The sequence below is a fragment of the Candidatus Mycobacterium methanotrophicum genome (assembly GCF_023515995.1).
In the GTDB taxonomy this organism is placed as follows: Bacteria; Actinomycetota; Actinomycetes; order Mycobacteriales; family Mycobacteriaceae; genus Mycobacterium; species Mycobacterium methanotrophicum.
Genome location: NZ_CP097320.1, coordinates 435,434 through 454,001, shown reverse-complemented (window position 1 = coordinate 454,001; position 18,568 = coordinate 435,434). Strand labels below are relative to the sequence as shown.

Genomic DNA, 18,568 nt, shown 5'->3' with positions numbered 1-18,568 from the left:
ATGGCGTTGAGCAATCGCGATCGCATTGACCGCATGTTTCAAGTCACCGCGCCAATTCTGGATGACTTCATCGCCTCGGTGATCGGCCAGGGCGACCCGGCCATCGGTGCAGCCTGGCCTAAATTGGTGCAGACCAAAGATTCCAAGAACAGTGCACCGTCTGACAAGACCTATGATCCTCGCGACCCGCAAGTGCAGCTGCGGATGCTGACTGAAGGCAATATCACCGCTGGCTTCAAGCCCGGCTGGTACCCCTTCGATAAGACAATCGGCAAAGCCGGCCAATCCTTCGCCATTGAGCTCCGGGAAGTGCGCAACACCTGGGCGCACAACGGAACCTTCAGCGACGACGACGCCTACCGCGCACTCGACACCGGTGAACGGCTGCTCAAACTGGTTGGCGCCGCGAAGGAAGCCGACGAGGTGCACGCGATCCGGCTCAACCTGCGTAGGGTCACCGCCGATAAGGACGACAAGAAAACGCTCAAGGCCGCTGTCGACAACCCTGAAGCCACCGGTCTGAAACCGTGGCGCGAGGTCTTGCCGCCTCACGACGACGTTGCGACGGGAAACTTCGCGGCCTCCGAATTCGCTGCGGACCTCTATAAGGTCGCCTTCGGTGGGGAACAAGATTCCGGTTATTCCGACGCCGTCGAGTTCTTCCGCCGCACATACTTGACCCAGGGATTGACCGACCTTGTCGGCCGCGCCGTGCGTCGGCTCTCCGGTGACAACAACGCACCGCCAGTCATTAACCTGCAGACCAACTTCGGTGGCGGCAAAACACATTCAATGCTTGCGCTCTGGCACGTCGCAGCGGGACTACCGGTCGGAGAGTTTCCGCAGGAGACGCAGGAGCTTCTCACCAAGAACGGCTATGCCGGCGCCAAGGTCAACCGGGTCGCTATCGTCGGCAACCACTTCAGCCCTTCCGGGGAGACCAAGACTGACGGCACCCACGTCAATACCATTTGGGGTGAACTGGCCTGGCAACTCGGAGGTCCTGAAGCCTACGCAATTGTCGCCAAGGCCGATGCCGACCGGACCACGCCTGGCGAAGCGCTGCATGAGCTACTCGCGAAATACTCGCCCGCCATCATATTGATCGATGAATGGGTCGCCTACGCTCGGTCTCTCGTCGGGCGTGACGACCTGGCCGGCGGCACTTTCGATGACCAGTTCACCTTCGCGCAATCACTCACAGAGACGGCCAAGGGCAGTCCCGGTGTTCTGCTGGTCATTTCGATCCCGGCATCCGAATCGGGCGAAGACTCCGACAAGATTGCCGCCGGCAATGCCGAAGAGGTCGGCGGTACTCACGGGCTCGAAGCGCTCAAGCGGTTGCAGAACGTGGTGCGCCGCGTTGCCGACCAGTGGCGGCCCGCTTCCTCTGCAGAGGCCTACCAGATCGTCCGGCAACGCCTCTTCGTCCAACCCGATGGCGCGGCACTAGCAGCCATCGGGGCGACAGCCCGAGCTTATGTCGACATGTACCGCAAGTACACCGACGACTTCCCACGCGAATCCCGCGACAGCGCATACGAAGAACGCATCAAACGGACCTACCCCATCCACCCCGAGTTGTTCGATCGACTCTACGAAGAGTGGTCATCGCTGGAACGATTCCAGCGCACCCGCGGCGTGCTCCGCTTGATGAGCACCGTCATCCACGCACTATGGACCGGTGAGGATGCCTCGCCCCTGATCATGCCGGGATCAATCCCTCTGGCGACGGCCAACGTCAACGCCGAACTCACGCAGTATCTGCAGGATTCGTGGAAAGCGATCATCGACGCCGACGTCGACGGACCCAACTCTGAGCCGGCGCGAATCGACAAAGAGAAGCCGTTGTTCGGTCAACGATCGCTGACAAAACGCCTTGCACGAGCTGTGTTTTTCGGGGCGGCGCCAACCATTGGTGCAGCGCACAAGGGTCTCGAGACACAGCGCGTGTTCCTGGGTACTGCCGTGCCCGGCGACGTGCCCGGCAACTTCCACTCCGCGCTGACACAGTTGGGTGATCGGGCAACCTACTTCTACTCCGGGTCAGGCAAGTACTGGTACGACCTGCAGGCCAACATCACCCGCACCGCAAAGGACCAGGCCGAGCGCCTTCACAAGGAGGATGTCTGGGCTGAAATCGCGCACCGGCTGCAGGTTCAGGCCAAGACCCGCGGCGACTTCGCCGGCGTGCACGTCTGCCCCGAATCCAACGCCGACATCCCGGACACCGATGAAGCCCGCTTAGTCATTTTGCATCCCAAAGTGGCGCACAAACGCGGAAGCGATTCACCAGCCAAGGCTTTCGCCCAGAAGGCGACCGAGCAGCGTGGAACCGCCAACCGCACCAACCGCAACATGCTGGTCTACCTGGCAGCCGACGACGCCCGGCTGGAAGAACTCGATACCGCCACACGGGATTACCTCGGCTGGACCCACGTTCTGGCCAGTGAGGCCGAGCTTGATCTCGGTCACAACCAGAAAAACCAGGCCACCAGCCGACAAGCGCAGGCCGACCAGACCGTGAAGTCTCGCCTGTTGCAGACCTTTACCTGGGCACTGGTGCCCTCCCAGCCCGACGCCGGTGCACCGTTCATTGTGCGTGAGACCAAGGTCGAGGGCCAATCCGAGTCGCTTGCCGAACGTGTTTCTCGCCGGCTGGGAAGCGACGGGGACCTGTCCACCCGTCAGGCCGCTGTAACCATTCGCCTGGCGATCAACAAGGTTCCGCAGGTCTGGAAAGACGGCCACGTCAGTCTCGGCTCGCTGTGGGGGCTGTACTGCCAGTACCCCTACATGCCGCGTCTGCGGGACCGAAAAGTGTTGGAGGAGGGCATCCTCGATCTGCCGATGATCTGGCAGACGGACGCATTCGCCCTGGCAACCGGATTCGACACAACCAGCGCCCGGTACGTCGGGCTGTGGATTCCCGGGGACACGAACTCGGCGCCATCCGAAACAGATTCGCTACTACTCGTGAGGCCGGATGCTGCCGTCCAGCAGCGTGATCAAGAAACGCCCGTCGATGACACCCCGGATTCAGATCCACGACCCCCGGCGTGGATCGGACCTGCGCCCGGCTCTGACCACGGGCACGTCGATGTTGCGTTCCCTACTCGCTTCTACGGTGTGAAGACGCTCAGCTCGGACAAGATCGCAATGGATTTCAAAAACATCGCCGACGAGGTGATCGCGAACCTACGCGATCAGGGGATCAACTTGGTCGTCAAGATCGAGATCGAGGCTGTCGACTCAACAGGGTTCGACGAGAACAAGATTCGCACCGTCTCTGAGAACGCCAAGACCCTGAAGTTTGATCAATCAGGCTTTGAGTCGGCATAGGCACCTAACTCGATAGCCCGAATTGGAGGTAACGAGATGTCACGGTGCGCCCCATGCATTCAATCGACGCCATTCCTCAAATACACGCGGTTCCAGACCAACGGGAACCTTGACGACCTGTGACAGCGAATAACAGTCTTCCTCGGCCGATGGAAGCCGAGTTCGTCACAGTCGGTGTCGATCTCGCGTCGCAGCCCGATTCGTCATGGTCGTCAAAGCCGCCCGCTGACTACACCGCGCTGGGTGGCATGGGTTACCCGGCCTCAGAGCTCTTGATCTGTCGCTCGAGTGCCAGCTGCAGATCGATTCGCACCTGCTTCGTTGACGACCAGCGTTGTCGACGACGTCGTTAGGCGTCGTAAGGGTGCAGGGTGAACGAAGTGCAATGTTGAGGTTCCACAGCCCGGAAGTGGCGTTGGTCTACGGTGGCGATGTCGGTAATCAGCAGTCTTTCAGCGGTGGCGATGACTGACGCGTCGACTGTTCCCAGCGGGAAGCCTCTGTAGCGCGCGACAAGTTCGCGGATTCGCGGCCAGTCTTGATCCGTGACCGGTTCAATCCTGAAGTCGTCTTCGGCCAGGTCGTTGAGGAACCGGCGTTCAGCTTCGACGCCCAGGCGGTGGTTGATCATGTGGGTGACTTCGGGAATAACCAGGACTGGGACGATGAACGGCCCTGGATGTTCTTCGAAGAATTCAAGTGACGGCGCGTAGTGGTCGTCGTTAACGTCGGCGTAGGCGATCAGCGGGCCTGCATCGACCACGATGTCGGCTATTGCCAGACCTCCGTGGCGAGGATTTCATCGACGCGTTGTGAGCTGTCGGCGTGGCCGCTGCGGCCCGCGGCCGCGGCGTGGAGGCGGCGCCGGCGGCGTGGAGATTCCGCGGGTCGACCGGACTGGGCGGCCAGCGATAGTGCTATCTGTTGGCCCGGCTGGGTCAATGTGAGCCAGGGTCCGGTCTCCCAGGTTGGCCGGATGTTGCGGTGTTCAGCTTGTGCAACAACGTTATTCAGGGCAGCGTCTGCGGCGGCCGGATCGGTGATTGGGTGTTCGCCGTCCGAGGAATGTTCTGTGAGGTTGACCAGCCCGTCGGCGAGCAGCGTCCGGACCGTGGCGAGGGTGTCACCCCAGACTTGCGCCGGTGCCGCAAAGGGGGCTTCATCGACGACATGCCACTGTACGAGTCGTAGCGGCACTGGCTCGGATAAGGCGTCGAGTAACACGCGGTCGCGCAGCGCCTCGTACAGGGCTCCGTGGTCGCGGGTGGATTCTGTCGCGGGATCACCTGCGTCAGAGGTTGTTTCGGTGTCGTTAGGGTTGTCTATTAGACCGATGGGCTTGCCGAGGACTGGGCGATGCGAGCGGTCGGGGATCGGGTCATCGGGGGCGAAAATTCGTCGCATCGAGTCGTTGAGGAATGGCTCTACACGGAGGTGCTCGTCATCGTCAACGGAGAATCGCACCGACAGTAAGTGGGTGTGCATCGCACCAATCGTGTATTCACGTTCTCCGACGGGCACGATCAGCGGCTCAACAATCAGCAATTCGTAGTATCTGTTGAAGGCGAGTTCCATTCCGCCTTGCTCGGCGTCGTCTAGTTGGCCGGCCGGGAAGGATACGGCTGGACCGGTCGCCCACGTGAATGCGTCCCATTCGCTGTCGACGGCGTGGCCCATGACGAGGCGGCCAGCGTCTTTCACCGCCTGCGCGTCTCGTGCGGTCACCGTGGTCAAATCTGGGATCAGAATGGGACCGTCCAGGCTGGCCTGAAGAATCGCCAGCGAGCGTAGGTACTCCATGAGCGACTCGGGAAACACCGCTTCGGACGGAGGTGCTTCACGGTAATCGACGAAGTCTCCGAGCTCCCAGGAGACCTGAAGGACGTTGGGTTCACGGAAATCTTGGAGGAATTCGATACTGGGCAGAGCGGCGATGACGTCGGCACCGACGATGGGAGCCCTGCTGAATGTCAAGACGCCTGTCATGGTCGCGGTGTCGGTGCTTAGGGCGAACTTCAGGAAGCCTGTTCGGTCGGTACCGCGTTCGGTAACGACGTCGGCGGTGCGCTCAACCGCGACGGAGAATGGCAGTTCCGGACCTGTCGTATCGTCAGGACGGCGGATACGGAAGCGTGCCTCGAAGGTCTCGTGGAGGCCTGCGGCTAGCCAAAATGCGCGCTGAGCGCCGGGCAGCGTCCTGCGTGGTGGCGCCACTATCTCCTCTACCAGGAGAAGACGCGGCCGCGGCGACTCCCAGCTCTCGTCAAGTCGCGCCACCACAGGATTCGGCAGTGTGGCGGGCAACCCTGCCTGCGGCACTCAGCACCTCCTTACCGATTCGCCAGCGCGCTCACCCCAATTGTGCGCCAACTCCCGCGGAAACTGCAGGCAACCGCTAGCGGCACCATTTTTGACGTGGCATCTGGCCTGAGAGTAAGCGGTAATCATCCGCCACACGTCAACCGGTCGCCGGGCACCTTTTTGTACCGATGACGGACAGCTTAAGGATTGGCCACAGGGAATATTCGCGTAGTCGATCCTGTCGGCGGCCCCAGCGCTGCCGGCTGGGCGTCGAGCGGGAAACCGTTGGCGACGATGGCGACATCACCTGCCCACCCGACCACGAAGGGGACCCGAGGTCGCCCACAGCGGCTGGACCGCGGGGTTTTTCGACGAGATGTCGGGCCATGCCCTGCTGCTGGGCGACGAGTTCGCCGTCACCGGCGAACTACACGTGAAGTTCTTCAAACCGATTCCCATCCAGCGGCTCCTGACCAGCATCGCCCGCGTCATCGGACGCAGCGGCCGCGAGGTCTACGTCGAAGCCGAACTCTGGCTCGCCGACCACCTGCTGGCCACTAGCCACGCGGTCATGACCCGACGACCCGGCTCACACTTCACCCGTCACCGGCAGTGCCTGAGCGCATATAACGCAGACCCCCACGGCAGCGAGCGTCCACCTCGCCCTGACCAGACGATCCTATCAACGCGGCCATCAAGCATCCGATATGCGAGCGACGATCGGCCACGCCGTGATCACGGCGACTTACGCGCCTGCCGCTCGGTCAGGGCCGGCTAGCACCGTCGTCAAGGCGTCGGCGCCCAGTCCCTCATCGCACAATTCGAAATAGTGCGGATCGGCCCGCTCGTCGACGGTGGTGCCATTTGGCGCGCCGGTTGGGATCTCGATGCACGACAATCAATTCGAAATCCTCCAACTTGGAGTGGTGATCGCGCGCCGATTGGCACTCCGCGACTGCTAGATCCGCCGATGCCGGTGGTCACGGCTCGGCTCGGGTGGGGTCGTCGTCATCGACACGCAACCATGGTGTTGCGGCCTCGTCGTGGAAGCGGGCACTCACTTGCGGGGTTGTGCCTGGCGGCACGGTGTAGAGCACGATCGCGCTTTGGCCCGGCGCGAGCCCTGACGGAAAACCGTCGGCGACGTGGCCCACCAGCGCGTCGTTGAGGATTGGGCGTGCGTGGCTGGCGACCGCGCCGCTGACGACCCGGGCTTGGCCGGCTCCAAGCCTACGCCCCAAGCTGGCGGCCAGGCCGTCTCCGATGATGCGGCTGAAGACCTCATCGAGGGAGATGACGTCTTTGGCCAGCCGCACCCCGTCGACGATGTGCCCGGAGCTGTCGACGGCGTTGACTTCGACGTGCAGTCGGGTGACGGGCCCCGCGCTGTGGTTGGCGAGCTGGATGCGCCACACGTCGGGGCCCAGGAAGCTCAGCGAGGTGCGGTAGCTCAAGACCTTGCGGGCTTGGTCGGCTTTGGTGCTGCGAATGACCACGGTGCCCAAATCCATGTTGTTGAGGTCGTTTTCGATCGCGTCGCGCACCTTGTACTGCAGGTCTTCGACGCTGGCGTAATCGCCCAGCAGGCCCTCGCCCTGCAGCTGTTGTTTGAAGGCGTTGAGGCGGGCGATCTCGTCTGGTTTGGTGTCGCGGGGGAAAGGCTCGGTGGAGAAGTACACGTGCACGGGTTTACCGTCCCGGTGTGCCTCGATGATCTCGTGCGCGGTGCCCGACACGGCGTCGTCGGTGGCGGTGCCCAGGCGGGCGTTGAACACCGCGATCACCGCATCGCAGCTGCGCACCGCTTGGCGGTCGATGATGTCTTGTGGGGTTCCGCCCAATTCGGGGACGGCGTGGGTCTCCCAACGCCACGGTGCCAGGATGATCTGCTCGCGTTCGGCACGGGCGCTGTTCCAGCCGTAGAGCCCCTTTTCGATGGCGTCGCGTTCGCGCATCGTGTCGCCGGGTGAGGCGATCAAGACTTTGAGCACGTGGGCGTCGAATGCCATGCCGGTCTCCCTGGAAGCGGTCGGATGATCTCCTTCCTTGCTACACCACGGCCCCGACATCGCGGTCCGCTCAGCAGATCCCACCACAATCAGGTTGAGGCTGCGGCCCGCGGGATATCCGCGGCTGTCACCGTTAGATCAGTAGGGAACGCCTCCGGGTCTTTGTACCCGGAGGCGTTCCCTCAGGTTCCGCGACTGTCCGGCAACGGGGTCTCCGCCGAGTCACGCGCCATAGCGCAGGCGACGATCGGCGTCGTCGTCGATTTGATGCATACTCCCCGCCTTCGGCAGCGGCCCGGAATGTTGGACGAGCCCAGCGTTCTCGTACATGCGATGGTCTGCCCGCTGAATTGCATTCCAATGCAATGCCTTCAGCTTCTATTGACTAGCTGCCGCGAACACAACAGCGGCAGCCGATAATCCACAGTTCCGTCAACCGCGAGAGGTGCAGCCGATGCGTCACGGCGATCGTCGTAGTCGAACAGTTTCGTTTACTAGTTTGGAAGGAAGGGACGAGCGTGACAGGTCCCGTACCCATCGGCCGAACGCGTAACGCGGATGATGGATAACCGGGATTATCCATCGGGTGCGGAACGTCGGCGTGGCGCCCGAAAGGCGTTGCAATAGCACAGCGCGTTTCGTCGCCTCGCCGCTAGACCGGACCCCCTCACCGAGCAGCTCCAGAACAGATGGCCAATGCCGTCCTATGGTCGGTGCTTGGTCGGTGAATCCGCGACACGCCGTGGTACGAGATGGCGAACGATGACGCTAAATCGCCAGCTCACAACAGCTTTCATGGCCGCGACCGGGAAAGCTCGGAGGCTCTCCTAAAGCCGGTGTCGCAGGTTCGAATCCTGCCGGGGGCACCACCTGACCAGGCGATATGCAAGCCCGTGCAAGGTTCGTGCGACAAGGTGCGGCTCCATCCCGAATGGAGCGCCATGACTGCCAACTATCCCGTCGACTCGACGACCCGGCGCTGCTGCGGCGGCATCGGCGCCCACGTCCGCGGCTGCCCCGGCTCCGGGGTCCGCGAGCCCGCCGACCTGGAACTCGCGCTCGGCGAACTGAAAGCTTGCCGCGACCACCTGACCGCGGCCCTCACTGAAGCCCGCTTCGTCTCGATGCGCCTCGCCGGCCGCGCCGGCCGCGCAAGCGAGCTGCTCGGCCTCATCGACGACGCGATGCTCCACGCCGAGCAGCTCGCCGTCGTCGTCCAGGCAGACCTACACTACGAAGACGCGACAGGGGAAGCGAAGCTATGACCGACCGCCCATGGGCCCAAGACGAGAAGCAGGGGGGCGCAGTGAGAACACCGATCCGTCACGTGACATATCTCGCCGCGATGCTCGGCCACCGCCGTGTGGCTGCCGTTGGCCACCGCCCGCGCCGACACCCCGCCCGACCCGCACATCCCCGACCCGGCGACCGGATACTGTCCCGGCGGCGGCATGGGCAACATGTTCGAGGGCTACTGCGACGGCGCACACTACCCAGACGGCACCTACTGGCATCGCCTGCTGTACGGCGGCTGGACGTTCCCGTGGTTCAGCCAAGACGGCGGGGCGCCAACCCAGTTGGGCCTGTCGTGCGTGATCGACCCAGATGGCGGGCCGATCCCACACAACCTGCGCCGGCCGGCGGATGCGGCGACGCAGTCAAATAAGCCCGACGAGGATACCAACAGAAGCTAATACGACGGGGTTATGTGCGAGTACCCGGAGCCCGCGCGTCTTACCCCTTTCCGCGCGCGGGCCGCTCGTGCTCCCCGCGAACGCGGGGATGATCCGGGGCGCTTAACACTTTCCGCGCGCGGGGCCGCTCAAGACGGTGGCCCCGCGCAGGAAAGTAACCGTGGCTGGTGAGGCCGCGCGGGGCCTCCCTCCCCCCCAATGTTTGCTGGAACACGCAGAGACTTTGCCGGCCCCACGTTAGCCCGCGCAGGGGTTCCGCTCCCGCCGCGCGGCTGACCAGCGATAAACACGCCAACCCGGAATTACGCGAGTGTATTTCCGCAGGTCATTTCTGAAGGAGCGGGGCCGGTCAAGACCTAATTTCTGTATTGTTTTGATTCGTTCTGCGAGCTTCCTGGTCCTGGCTGGGCACGTCGAAGTAGGCGCCGGGGTCAAGGCTCGGGCGGAGCCCGACCGCGCAGCGGCCGTAGGGCCTTGACGCCGACGCCGTTCGGCGCATGCTGTTCAGGGCAGGGAGGTCGGAGTCGGCTGTTGTGCTTTCGACTTGGGTAACAAAGTGGTCGTCGACGTCTTCAGTGCCGGTTTCCCGGTGCGGGGCAGGCGATGGGGCTGCCGGTCATTCCTTCGCCGCGGTGTGCGGCATGAAGCGGTTCGCAGGGACGGTCGGTCGGGATCAATCAGAAGGGGCGACCTCGCCGGGTTCGGGGGTCATGACCTGCACGATCCGCAACCGACCGAGTCTGGGAGTTCACGCCGCCCGCGGTGGGTGGCGCAGGGCACGGATGTGGTGATCGCGCAGCCCGTAGAAGACGAGTTCGAGCTGTCTTCGGGCGGCAGCCACGGCGCCGATATTGCGGTTGCCGCGGCGATGAGCGACCTGTTCGCGGATCGCGCCGATGTGACTGGTTTTGGGCAGGATCTTCACCGATTCGATGGCCGCCCACCGCACCAGCCGCGAGCCCTGTTTGGTGATCCGGCCGCGGTGCACCACGGTGTCGGATTCGCGGTGGGAGGGCGTCAGCCCGGCCCAACAGGTCAACTGGGCGGGGCCAGGGAAGCGGTGCACGTCACCGATCTCGGCGACGAACACCGCCGCCAGCACCGGCCCGATGCCGGGAATCTGCTGGATCGCGGTGTAACCGGCGTCGTGGTTCAGCCGACGCTGCACCAGCCCGGTGAACAGGTCGATCTCCGCGTCGAACCCTTCGATGAACCGGCGCAGCGACGCGATCCGCTCCTTGTACGGGGCGGGCATTGTGACCTTGTCCAGCAGGAGGTTCCCCTCGACGCCGAATAGGTCGCTCATCGGCGCCCAGACACCGCCCTTGGCCAGAACCGCATGCACATGGGCCTTGCACTGTGATCGCATCGCGACCAGTTTGGCCCGGCGCCGCACGAGTTCTCGTAGCTCTCTGGTTTCCGGTGGCGCGATCCACGCATGCGGCAGTCGCCCCATCCGCAGCAAATCCGCCAGATCTGCGGCGTCGCGTTGGTCGTTTTTGACCCGCCGATACGAAAACGCCTTCACCCCGAGCGGGTGCGCCAGGTGCACCGTCGCTCCCAATTCGGCGAGCGCATCGGCGGCCCAGTACCACCCGTAAGTGGCCTCCAGCACCACGTCCGGCGATTCACCGGCACGAGATATCACCTCAGCCAGCACGTCACGGTCGTTGAGAATCTGTACCGTCTCCAGGTGCTCGCCGGTCTCGCCCATCCGCACCAACACCGATCGGCGACGATGCAGATCCATACCAACAAATTGCCGACCCTCATACAATTCGCTCACAGGGGCCTCCTTCGTCGTAACAAACGTGAGCACCCCGAGCATGCGCGCTCGGAACGGACACGAGGAGCGCAGGCCCCGCTCCTTCATGACATCAGAGACGTGCGAGGTTCAAAAACAAGAAAATGTTGTAAATTCCTTGTTGGCGTTAGGGAGGGGGGTCGCATCGAACACGTGTTCATGATGGGAAGCCCCCCTAACATGTTTGCTGGCAGCGAGTTCGTGGATTGCGGGTTTCCGCAACTGCCCCGACCAGCATGTGCGGCTTGGCCTTGCCTCTACGCCGGCTGAGGTGTACACCTCACGTCGTTGTCCTGAAACCCGGCAACGCAGCGTTGCGCCCTACTACGCTCTCCTCACGTCGGTCGGCACGGGGTGAAAGTTCATTTCACGCCCCGATCAGCTATGTCAAGAGTCCTGATCACACCGGAAGCAAGGGGCAGCAGTATGCAGGGGAGACAGGTCGCCGCTGCACTCGCTGCGACGGCGATATTTCTCGCGGGCTGCTCAGCGCCGTGCAGCAACACAGCCACCTCAACCGTGACCGTAACGGCCACACAGACAATCACCGAAACGGGTGACCTACACACCGTCACCGGCACCACCGCCACAGGCACTGGTGCCACCACCACCGCCACAGGCACCACCGCCAGGCGCCACCGCTCTATGTCGAGATGGTCAGTACTCGTCAGCAGACAGCGGTCCGGTTCGTGTTCCCGCCGCGGTGGCGTTCAAGCGTGGCTGGGTAACTGAAGTTGACATGACCTCGAAAACGAAACTCATCTTGATCTCGGGCATTGCCCTACTTGCGGCCCTCGTTATCGGAGTAACTATTTGGGGCGCTAGCAGAGAACAGGCAAGCAGCGCGTCGCAGCCAGTCCCAGCTCCGTTGTCATCTGCGGTCGCCCCGCCGCCACGGGCACAGGTTGGCGACTCTGCCGCCGAGCTGGCGAAGCTTGCGGCCCTACCTATCAAGGGGCGTGCGCCGAAAACGGGATACAGCCGTGGCCTTTTCGGACGTGCGTGGACCGACGATGTGACGGTGCTCTACGGGCATAACGGCTGCGACACCCGCGACGACATACTGCGGGTTGATCTCGTCACGGTCGTCATCAAACCGGGATCGCACGGCTGCATCGTCCTCAGCGGCGTCTTGCATGATCCCTACAGCGGGACCACGGTCCGATTCCAGCGGGGCCAGGGCACGTCGGCGCAGGTCCAAGTTGACCACGTGGTCGCGTTGCTAGACGGATGGCAAAAGGGGGCGCAGCAGTGGGATGACGCCAAACGCCGCAACTTCGCCAACGACCCGATCAATCTGCAGGCCACCATCGGGGCGCTGAACCAGCAGAAGAAAGCCGGCGACGCGGCAACGTGGCTGCCGCCCAACAAGTCTTATCGCTGCACGTACGTTTCCCGCATTGTCGACGTCAAGGCCACTTATGGGCTGTGGGTCACGCAGGCTGAGCACGATGCGATTGCTCACGTACTGACGGACCCCGCTCTGTGCCCTAGTGGCCGCTAGAGCCCGAGTTTGCAGTCCCGGCGTAGCCCGAGCTGACGCATAGCCTTCCCTCCTGATCGTCGAAAACGGGTCTACGCGGGCACCTGCTGGGCGGCCAGGCCGGCGGCGGCCTGACCGCCCAGCACTTTGGATACTGTGGCCGCGTACCACTTCGCGCCGCCCTGCGCGGTCGGCACGCCTGCTTGTGCCGGCGATCTGTTTTCCGATGACGCCGCGGATTTTCCGCTCTGTCGCCGGTGCTCTGGCGGGCTGAGCCGCCATCCAGATCTCACACCATTCGCGGACCGGACGTTCACCTGCCTTGGGATCGGCCCATGCGCCTGTCTTCAGTGTCTCGACCTGCTTACGTTCCCACTCCTGTGCATCGCGTTTCCGGGCAAACGTCCGAGACCCTCCCCCTTCAACCGCCAGGATCGAATGCAGCCGACGCTTACCGTCAGCCGATCCGCCAGTTCCTCGATGTTCAGTAGTAGAGGCTGTCGCCCAGCATGGCGACCCAAGTCCTCGACCGTCACCATCGCCCCTTCTCACGTACACGTGTGCTCACGCGCCGCCATCCGGTGGCTTGTGTCCGAATACCTTTGCCCCAGATATGAACGCCAATCCCGCGCACCGCGGAAGCCCTCAGACCGACGCACATACGCCGAAATGGCAAGCGCCCGCCTAGGAATCGCCAACATGGCCATCTCCTAACTCCGATTGAAGGAGCTGCCATGGGTCACGATTCAGGGCCGACCAGCGCCACGAATGGGTAGCAATCACGCGCTCCCGGACGAAGGGAGCCCGGAACCGCCGAAACTGGCCGCCGATAAATGAGACTCCCACGCCCGACGACAGCCCGAGCGGCGACACATCCGTATCACTCCGCCACCCATCTCCGAGAACTGCCGTTGCCGCATATGTGGATTGGACACCGAAGCACACTCTCAACGACGCGTTGTCTCTGATGTCCGTGGGCAACGAATCGGCCGTCGGCTTTTGCGTCCCCTGATGGGCCAATCGCCGGTGTCGTGTTTAGGAGTTGGACGCCGAAACCACAGCGAGGATTCACAACCCTCCGAATTTTGACGCACTGCAGGCGGCGTTGGCCGAGGCTGATCAGCGACGCGTTCGGCCGGATATGTAGTGGCTCTTCGCACGCTCCGTCGCCTTGAGTGGCGCTCACCGGCACCTGGCTTCGATCGCGAGTGTCAGTGACCCCGGCTTGCGCCGTGTCCAATCGCACTATGTCGCTGGTCGGTTGGGTGCGCCCCTATCTCGCGAACGGCATCACGCCGACGAACACCACATAGTCACCAGCCAAGCCGCGGCTCCACAACACGGCGAGATCGTCGACCGATGAGGACCGCACGGGCACCTTCCACATCTTCGAGCCGTTCGATCCCGTGATTTCTTCGCGCCGGGCCTGGGCACTGTCCGGGTTCTGGTCGATCAGTTCGAGCACGTCGCAGATCGCGTCCCAGGTCTGATCGTCGGCAGATTGCTTCAGCGCATCGAGCTGCGCAGCAGCTTCGGGTGCGTACTCGATGCCCACTTACCGGCGCCGCTTATACGTGCGTTTCACAGCAGTGGACGGGTCGTCGACGAACTCCTCGATACGCGCACGGTCGGCAACCGGGAGCGCCAGATAGCTCGCCTGGGCCGCCGACATGACCACGGCCGGTTCCAACACCAGCACCCCACCCGGTTCCTCGCGGAGCAAATAGGTCGAGTCCGGGTGGCCCGCCAGCGTGACGCGACCGCGGCTGTCAGTGCGGATCATCTCACTCATCCCACCATCTTACCCGTTGCAGGTTGAACCCACAAAGGGTACAGCCCTCTCGACACCGGTGCCCACGCAACGCGCAGGTCTACGCATCCCGCGAGAAGTGGCACCCCGACGACCCTCACGAATATGGGTGCCGTCGCGGCGGATTCATCATCTCCGCGGCGCGCGAGTTAATGGTCGAACATCCGGCGATGCGGCCCGACCTGACCGACGCACAGTTGCCGACCGACGAAATCACGCCAGATGACGTCGCGCTGAACACGTTGTGCGAGTTCGACCTAGCGTATTGCTTCATAGTGGACGCCATGGGCACAGGGCGCGGATCGGCTTATCCGTCATCGGCCGCGTTCGACGAAGATAGGGCAAAGCCCATCGCCCAGCGCATCGTGGCCGACCCGGACGTCAGGCATCGACTATTCCCGAACGTTGATGACGGCACTATTGCTAAAGCCATCCAAGAGGTCTACGACGTGGCGGTGCGTGAGTCGGCGAACAACTATGGCGGTCGCTGGTGGGATATGCCGCCCAGCGTGGTCGCCTGGGTCAGTGAGCACCTGCCTCGCTCCTAGTCACCGGCACGTCGCGCCAAAAGACGGGCCGCGGCCGCAAGTGGTCCTCCCCTGGCATGGCGGCGCAGCCGTCCTCCTCCAGGCGGTGGATAATCCAGGCGCCGGCAGCGGGCGGGGGCGAATTGATCTTCAACATCGTCGCGGCGGGTGCTGCCCAGGGGCCACGGGGTTACTCTGTGGCCGTGGCGGCAGGAGCCGAGCGGCTGATATCGTCGATGCCGGGATTTTCAAGCGCAACGTGTTGGCCGTCTTCGGGCGATCGCCCGCCCCGACGCCGTTTGCGGTGACGATCGAATGACACGCGCCCAGGTTCTCATTACCGCCGCGGAGTTGGGCGATCAACTCCGCGCAGGCGATCCGGTGACGATTCTCGACGTGCGCTGGCGGCTGGATGAGCCCGACGGCCGCGCAGCGTATCTGCAAGGGCATCTACCGGGCGCGGTGTACGTGTCACTCGAGGACGAGCTTACCGACCACACGATCACCGGGCGGGGACGCCACCCGTTGCCGTCGGGCCGCAGCATCGAGGTGGCCGCGCGACGGTGGGGCATCCGGGACAGCGTGCCCACCGTCGTCTACGACGACTGGAATCGAGCCGGTTCGTCGCGGGCATGGTGGGTACTGACCGCGGCAGGCATAAAAAGCGTGCGCATTCTGGACGGCGGCCTGTCGGCCTGGCGGTCGGCCCGAGGTAGCTTGGCCACCGGCCCGGTCACGTTGCAGGCCGGCAATGTGACGGTGTTGCACGACGATTTGCATACCGGGGCACTGCCGACACTGACGGCGCAGCAGGCGGCTGAAGCCGACGTGACGCTGCTCGATGCGCGGGCGCCCGAGCGGTTCCGCGGTGACGTCGAGCCGGTCGACCCTGTTGCCGGTCACATCCCCGGCGCGAAAAATCTTCCCAGCGGCCACGTGCTGACAGGCGATGGCACGTTTCGCGCTGAAGGCGAGCTCAGCCGACTGCTTTCCGATCACGGCATCGGTCGCGATGCACCAGTCGGCGCCTACTGCGGTTCGGCTATCACCGCCACCGTCACGCTCGCGGCGCTGGCCACACTGGGATACCACGCCGCGCTGTTTCCGGGATCGTGGTCGGAATGGAGTTCGGATCCATCCCGCCCCGTTGCCCGCGGATCCGACCAGCCGGTTTCGCTGCAGAGGTTTGTGAAGCGCGCCCGACGGTAATGCGCCTAAGACAGGCGGGCGGGTAGGTCGACCTGCGTGCTCGCCTAGGTCTCGTCGGTTCAGCCGAGAGCTGGCGGGGCCGTCTCCTCCGGTCAGCAAACCGGACCATCTCGGCTGCGGCCAGCCGCTGAAAAGCGCACGGATCAGCGCGATCCGCCGCCGCGCAGCGATGACGCCAACGCCCACACAGAGCACAGCACCGCCGCAGCCGCGGCAGCGCCACCCACGTAAAGCCCGTAAGCGGCCGACACCGGTGGCTTGACGTTGACGTCGTAATACCAAACCGTCAGCGCGACAACCAGCAGCGAGATCGTCAGCGCCGCAACTGAAGCCGGCCGTGTCGACAGTCCCCTGCCGATCATCGCGCCCGCCACGAGCAGGATCGAGGACAACAACAGGATCAGCTGACCCGGCCCGAAGCCCGGCGGAAGGTGCAGGCTGCCGATGCTGCCGCCGATGGCGTTCGCCCAACCGCCGCCGTTGACACCTGTGGTCAGCCATGGCAGCCACGCGCTCAACGACACCGTCGCGGCGAACAGCGCAACTAACCAACCGGGGCGGCGGCGGGTCATAGTGCGACATTAGCGCGGGTATAAGGAGTGCAATCGGATAATAAGGCGGTAAATGGCATGACACTGCTCCCCAAATGGGCCCAGGAGCTGGATCTGGTGCCACACTCCGAGGGCGGCTGGTACAAGCAAATATGGCGCAGCAATCTGACGCTCAGCCAGTCTGCCTTGCCATCCGACTACCCCGGTCCGCGCACCGCCAGATCGTCGATACTGCTGCTGCTGATGCCGGGCCAGCAGTCGGCATGGCACACCGTGCGCAGCGCCGAGTTGTGGCTGCACCATCGGGGCAGTCCGCTTGTGCTAGATGTTGGAATCGAACGAGACAGCGCCACAACGCATTTGCTCGGTAACGATATCCTTGCCGGCGAGCACCCGCAGGTGGTAGTCCCATCCCGGCACTGGCAGCGGGCCCGCCCGCGCGATGACGAGCCCGCCCTGGTCAGTTGTGTGGTGGTGCCTGGCTTCGACTACGCAGACTTCGGCCTGGGTCCCGCTGACTAGCGCAGTGGCGAAGACAAGTTTAACGCGGCGCCGGTCGGGTCGCTCGCCGCGGCGAGCCGTCCGTCGGGGGTGTCTTCGGCCGGCCGTAGCACCGCGCCACCGTTGTCGGTGATCAGCTGCAGCGTCTTGTCGACATCCTCAGCCCCGGGGCAGAATCCCGGTGCCGTCCATCCCACCGAGCGACTGCTGGTCACCGAACCAGCCTGTCGCATAACGGAACTCGACGGCGTCGGAGATCTGCCCGGTCTGCCCGAAAACTTCGAAGTAGAAGTCGACAGCGGCGCGCCGTCACGGGTGGGCATTATGACTTCCTGATCCGTCACGAGGCCCCGAAGCGAGGTTGACCGTGACCGACGCGGCCTAGAGCCGAAGAATCATCGCGAAGCCGCGACATGGGTCAAGTCGGCGCGAACACCGTGACGAACTTGTTCAACGAGTTCCGGATATCGCTCCGCAATGCGGCGGCGACGATCATGCCGATCGGCCCGAACAGCGCCGGGCCACCGAGATGCACATCGAAGCTGACGACCGAGTCACGGTTGCCAGGGCCCTTCGGCTTGACCCTCGCGATCAACATGACTTTGACGCCGCCGACACCGTCACCGTTGAGCGTCATCGTCTCGGGCGGCTTCAGGTGCACAATCGTCCATTTGATTCGGTTAGGCATGCCCTTGACTTCGACGATCGACTCGATCACGGTGCCCTTTTCCAACTTCTCGGGCAGCTTGCTCCGCCACACCCGGTGGATGGTCAGCCACTCCTTGAAGCGGGACAGATCAGATGCACTCTCCCAGGCCTTTTCGGGCGGCAGTGGTACGTCGATAGATCCGGAAAGCTTCGCCATGAGTTAGCCCAACAAGTCCTTGGCTTTGTCCAGCAATCCCATGAGTCCGACCCTACCGATCGGGCACGTCAAAACTTCAGGTGGTGGCTGACATCGCCAACCTGGTCGATGAACATCGTGCGGCTGTCGAACCACCAGACGCCGTCGAGCCGGTGAAAGCTGTCCTTGTTGTGCCCGGTCACGATCACCTGCAACGGCAATTGCGGCGTGGCCTGCGTGACGCAGTAATATGACCGGCTACGTGCGGTGCCACCGGCCTCGTCGATCTCCAGCTGCACATTGCTGGTGTTGTGCCTGGTCTTCGGTGTTCGGTCGTCGTCGTAGATGCGGACGCGGCCATCTCATACATCCGACGCACCCCGGCAGCGCCGGTGAACACGGTCTCCGGCGGGCCATTTTCGGCTCCGCAAATCCGGCCGTGCGCGAAAAGGCCAGCCACCGCGTCTAGGTCACCTACATCGAGTAGGTCACC

At 63.6% G+C, this 18,568-nt stretch carries 15 protein-coding genes and 3 pseudogenes; 8 read left to right on the top strand and 10 right to left on the bottom strand.

Features of this window, described 5'->3' with window-relative positions; genetic code table 11:
• Positions 1-3,342: a Swt1 family HEPN domain-containing protein gene (locus M5I08_RS02450; protein ID WP_219068412.1), complete on the top strand. Its 3,342-nt coding sequence runs from the start codon at positions 1-3 to the stop codon at positions 3,340-3,342.
• Between the two features lie 349 nt (positions 3,343-3,691).
• Here M5I08_RS02450 and M5I08_RS02445 read toward each other — a convergent pair whose 3' ends face one another.
• Positions 3,692-4,105 (bottom strand): type II toxin-antitoxin system VapC family toxin, encoded by a 414-nt coding sequence (locus M5I08_RS02445; RefSeq protein WP_249763063.1) that lies wholly within the window; start codon positions 4,103-4,105, stop codon positions 3,692-3,694.
• An 8-nt stretch (positions 4,106-4,113) separates the two neighbouring features.
• Entirely contained in the window at positions 4,114-5,661 is a 1,548-nt protein-coding gene (locus M5I08_RS02440) for a hypothetical protein (RefSeq protein ID WP_219068411.1), read from the bottom strand.
• A 358-nt stretch (positions 5,662-6,019) separates the two neighbouring features.
• Here M5I08_RS02440 and M5I08_RS02435 point away from each other — a divergent pair, with 358 nt between their 5' ends.
• Positions 6,020-6,421, top strand: coding sequence for a PaaI family thioesterase (locus M5I08_RS02435; RefSeq protein ID WP_219068410.1), 402 nt, complete (start codon positions 6,020-6,022; stop codon positions 6,419-6,421).
• 202 nt (positions 6,422-6,623) lie between these two features.
• On the opposite strand, the gene M5I08_RS02430 is transcribed toward M5I08_RS02435, so the two are convergent.
• A complete protein-coding gene (locus tag M5I08_RS02430; protein WP_219068409.1) occupies positions 6,624-7,652 on the bottom strand; it encodes a DUF4062 domain-containing protein in 1,029 nt (342 codons plus the stop codon).
• Between the two features lie 914 nt (positions 7,653-8,566).
• Between M5I08_RS02430 and M5I08_RS02425 the strand changes: the two genes are divergently transcribed.
• Together M5I08_RS02425 and M5I08_RS02420 are read left to right on the top strand one after the other, a co-directional pair.
• Positions 8,567-8,917 (top strand): hypothetical protein, encoded by a 351-nt coding sequence (locus M5I08_RS02425; protein ID WP_249763062.1) that lies wholly within the window; start codon positions 8,567-8,569, stop codon positions 8,915-8,917.
• A gap of 96 nt (positions 8,918-9,013) precedes the next feature.
• Positions 9,014-9,346 (top strand): hypothetical protein, encoded by a 333-nt coding sequence (locus M5I08_RS02420; RefSeq protein WP_249763061.1) that lies wholly within the window; start codon positions 9,014-9,016, stop codon positions 9,344-9,346.
• 748 nt (positions 9,347-10,094) lie between these two features.
• Here M5I08_RS02420 and M5I08_RS02415 read toward each other — a convergent pair.
• Positions 10,095-11,132, bottom strand: a complete 1,038-nt coding sequence (locus tag M5I08_RS02415; protein WP_249763049.1) for an IS110 family RNA-guided transposase — start codon at positions 11,130-11,132, stop codon at positions 10,095-10,097.
• 757 nt (positions 11,133-11,889) lie between these two features.
• On the opposite strand from M5I08_RS02415, the pseudogene M5I08_RS02410 reads away from it, so the two are divergent.
• Positions 11,890-12,645: pseudogene (locus tag M5I08_RS02410) on the top strand (HNH endonuclease family protein); the annotation flags it as partial.
• Between the two features lie 1,261 nt (positions 12,646-13,906).
• Here the strand turns inward: M5I08_RS02410 and M5I08_RS02405 are convergent.
• Positions 13,907-14,188 (bottom strand): hypothetical protein, encoded by a 282-nt coding sequence (locus tag M5I08_RS02405; protein WP_219067645.1) that lies wholly within the window; start codon positions 14,186-14,188, stop codon positions 13,907-13,909.
• Positions 14,189-14,425 carry a hypothetical protein gene (locus tag M5I08_RS02400; RefSeq protein ID WP_085192742.1) on the bottom strand — a complete coding sequence of 79 codons (237 nt, stop codon included), beginning with the start codon at positions 14,423-14,425 and terminating at the stop codon, positions 14,189-14,191.
• Between the two features lie 188 nt (positions 14,426-14,613).
• Between M5I08_RS02400 and M5I08_RS02395 the strand changes: the two genes are divergently transcribed.
• On the top strand, positions 14,614-14,991 hold the full coding sequence (locus M5I08_RS02395; RefSeq protein ID WP_219067644.1) for a hypothetical protein: 378 nt from the start codon (positions 14,614-14,616) through the stop codon (positions 14,989-14,991).
• A gap of 294 nt (positions 14,992-15,285) precedes the next feature.
• Entirely contained in the window at positions 15,286-16,179 is an 894-nt protein-coding gene (locus M5I08_RS02390) for a sulfurtransferase (RefSeq protein WP_219067643.1), read from the top strand.
• Between the two features lie 143 nt (positions 16,180-16,322).
• Here the strand turns inward: M5I08_RS02390 and M5I08_RS02385 are convergent, their stop codons facing one another.
• A complete protein-coding gene (locus tag M5I08_RS02385; protein WP_219067642.1) occupies positions 16,323-16,751 on the bottom strand; it encodes a hypothetical protein in 429 nt (142 codons plus the stop codon).
• A gap of 57 nt (positions 16,752-16,808) precedes the next feature.
• Between M5I08_RS02385 and M5I08_RS02380 the strand changes: the two genes are divergently transcribed.
• A complete protein-coding gene (locus M5I08_RS02380; protein ID WP_219067641.1) occupies positions 16,809-17,252 on the top strand; it encodes a cupin domain-containing protein in 444 nt (147 codons plus the stop codon).
• Here M5I08_RS02380 and M5I08_RS02375 read toward each other — a convergent pair.
• The 3 genes and pseudogenes from M5I08_RS02375 to M5I08_RS02365 all read right to left on the bottom strand — a co-directional run.
• Positions 17,249-17,534, bottom strand: a pseudogene (locus tag M5I08_RS02375) (VOC family protein); the annotation flags it as partial. The gene M5I08_RS02380 and the pseudogene M5I08_RS02375 overlap by 4 nt on opposite strands.
• Positions 17,535-17,649: 115 nt before the next feature.
• Complete coding sequence (locus tag M5I08_RS02370) at positions 17,650-18,096, bottom strand: type II toxin-antitoxin system Rv0910 family toxin (RefSeq protein ID WP_219067639.1); 447 nt, start codon at positions 18,094-18,096, stop codon at positions 17,650-17,652.
• A 68-nt stretch (positions 18,097-18,164) separates the two neighbouring features.
• A pseudogene (locus M5I08_RS02365) lies at positions 18,165-18,562 on the bottom strand (nuclear transport factor 2 family protein); the annotation flags it as partial.
• Between the last annotated feature and the right edge of the window lie 6 nt (positions 18,563-18,568).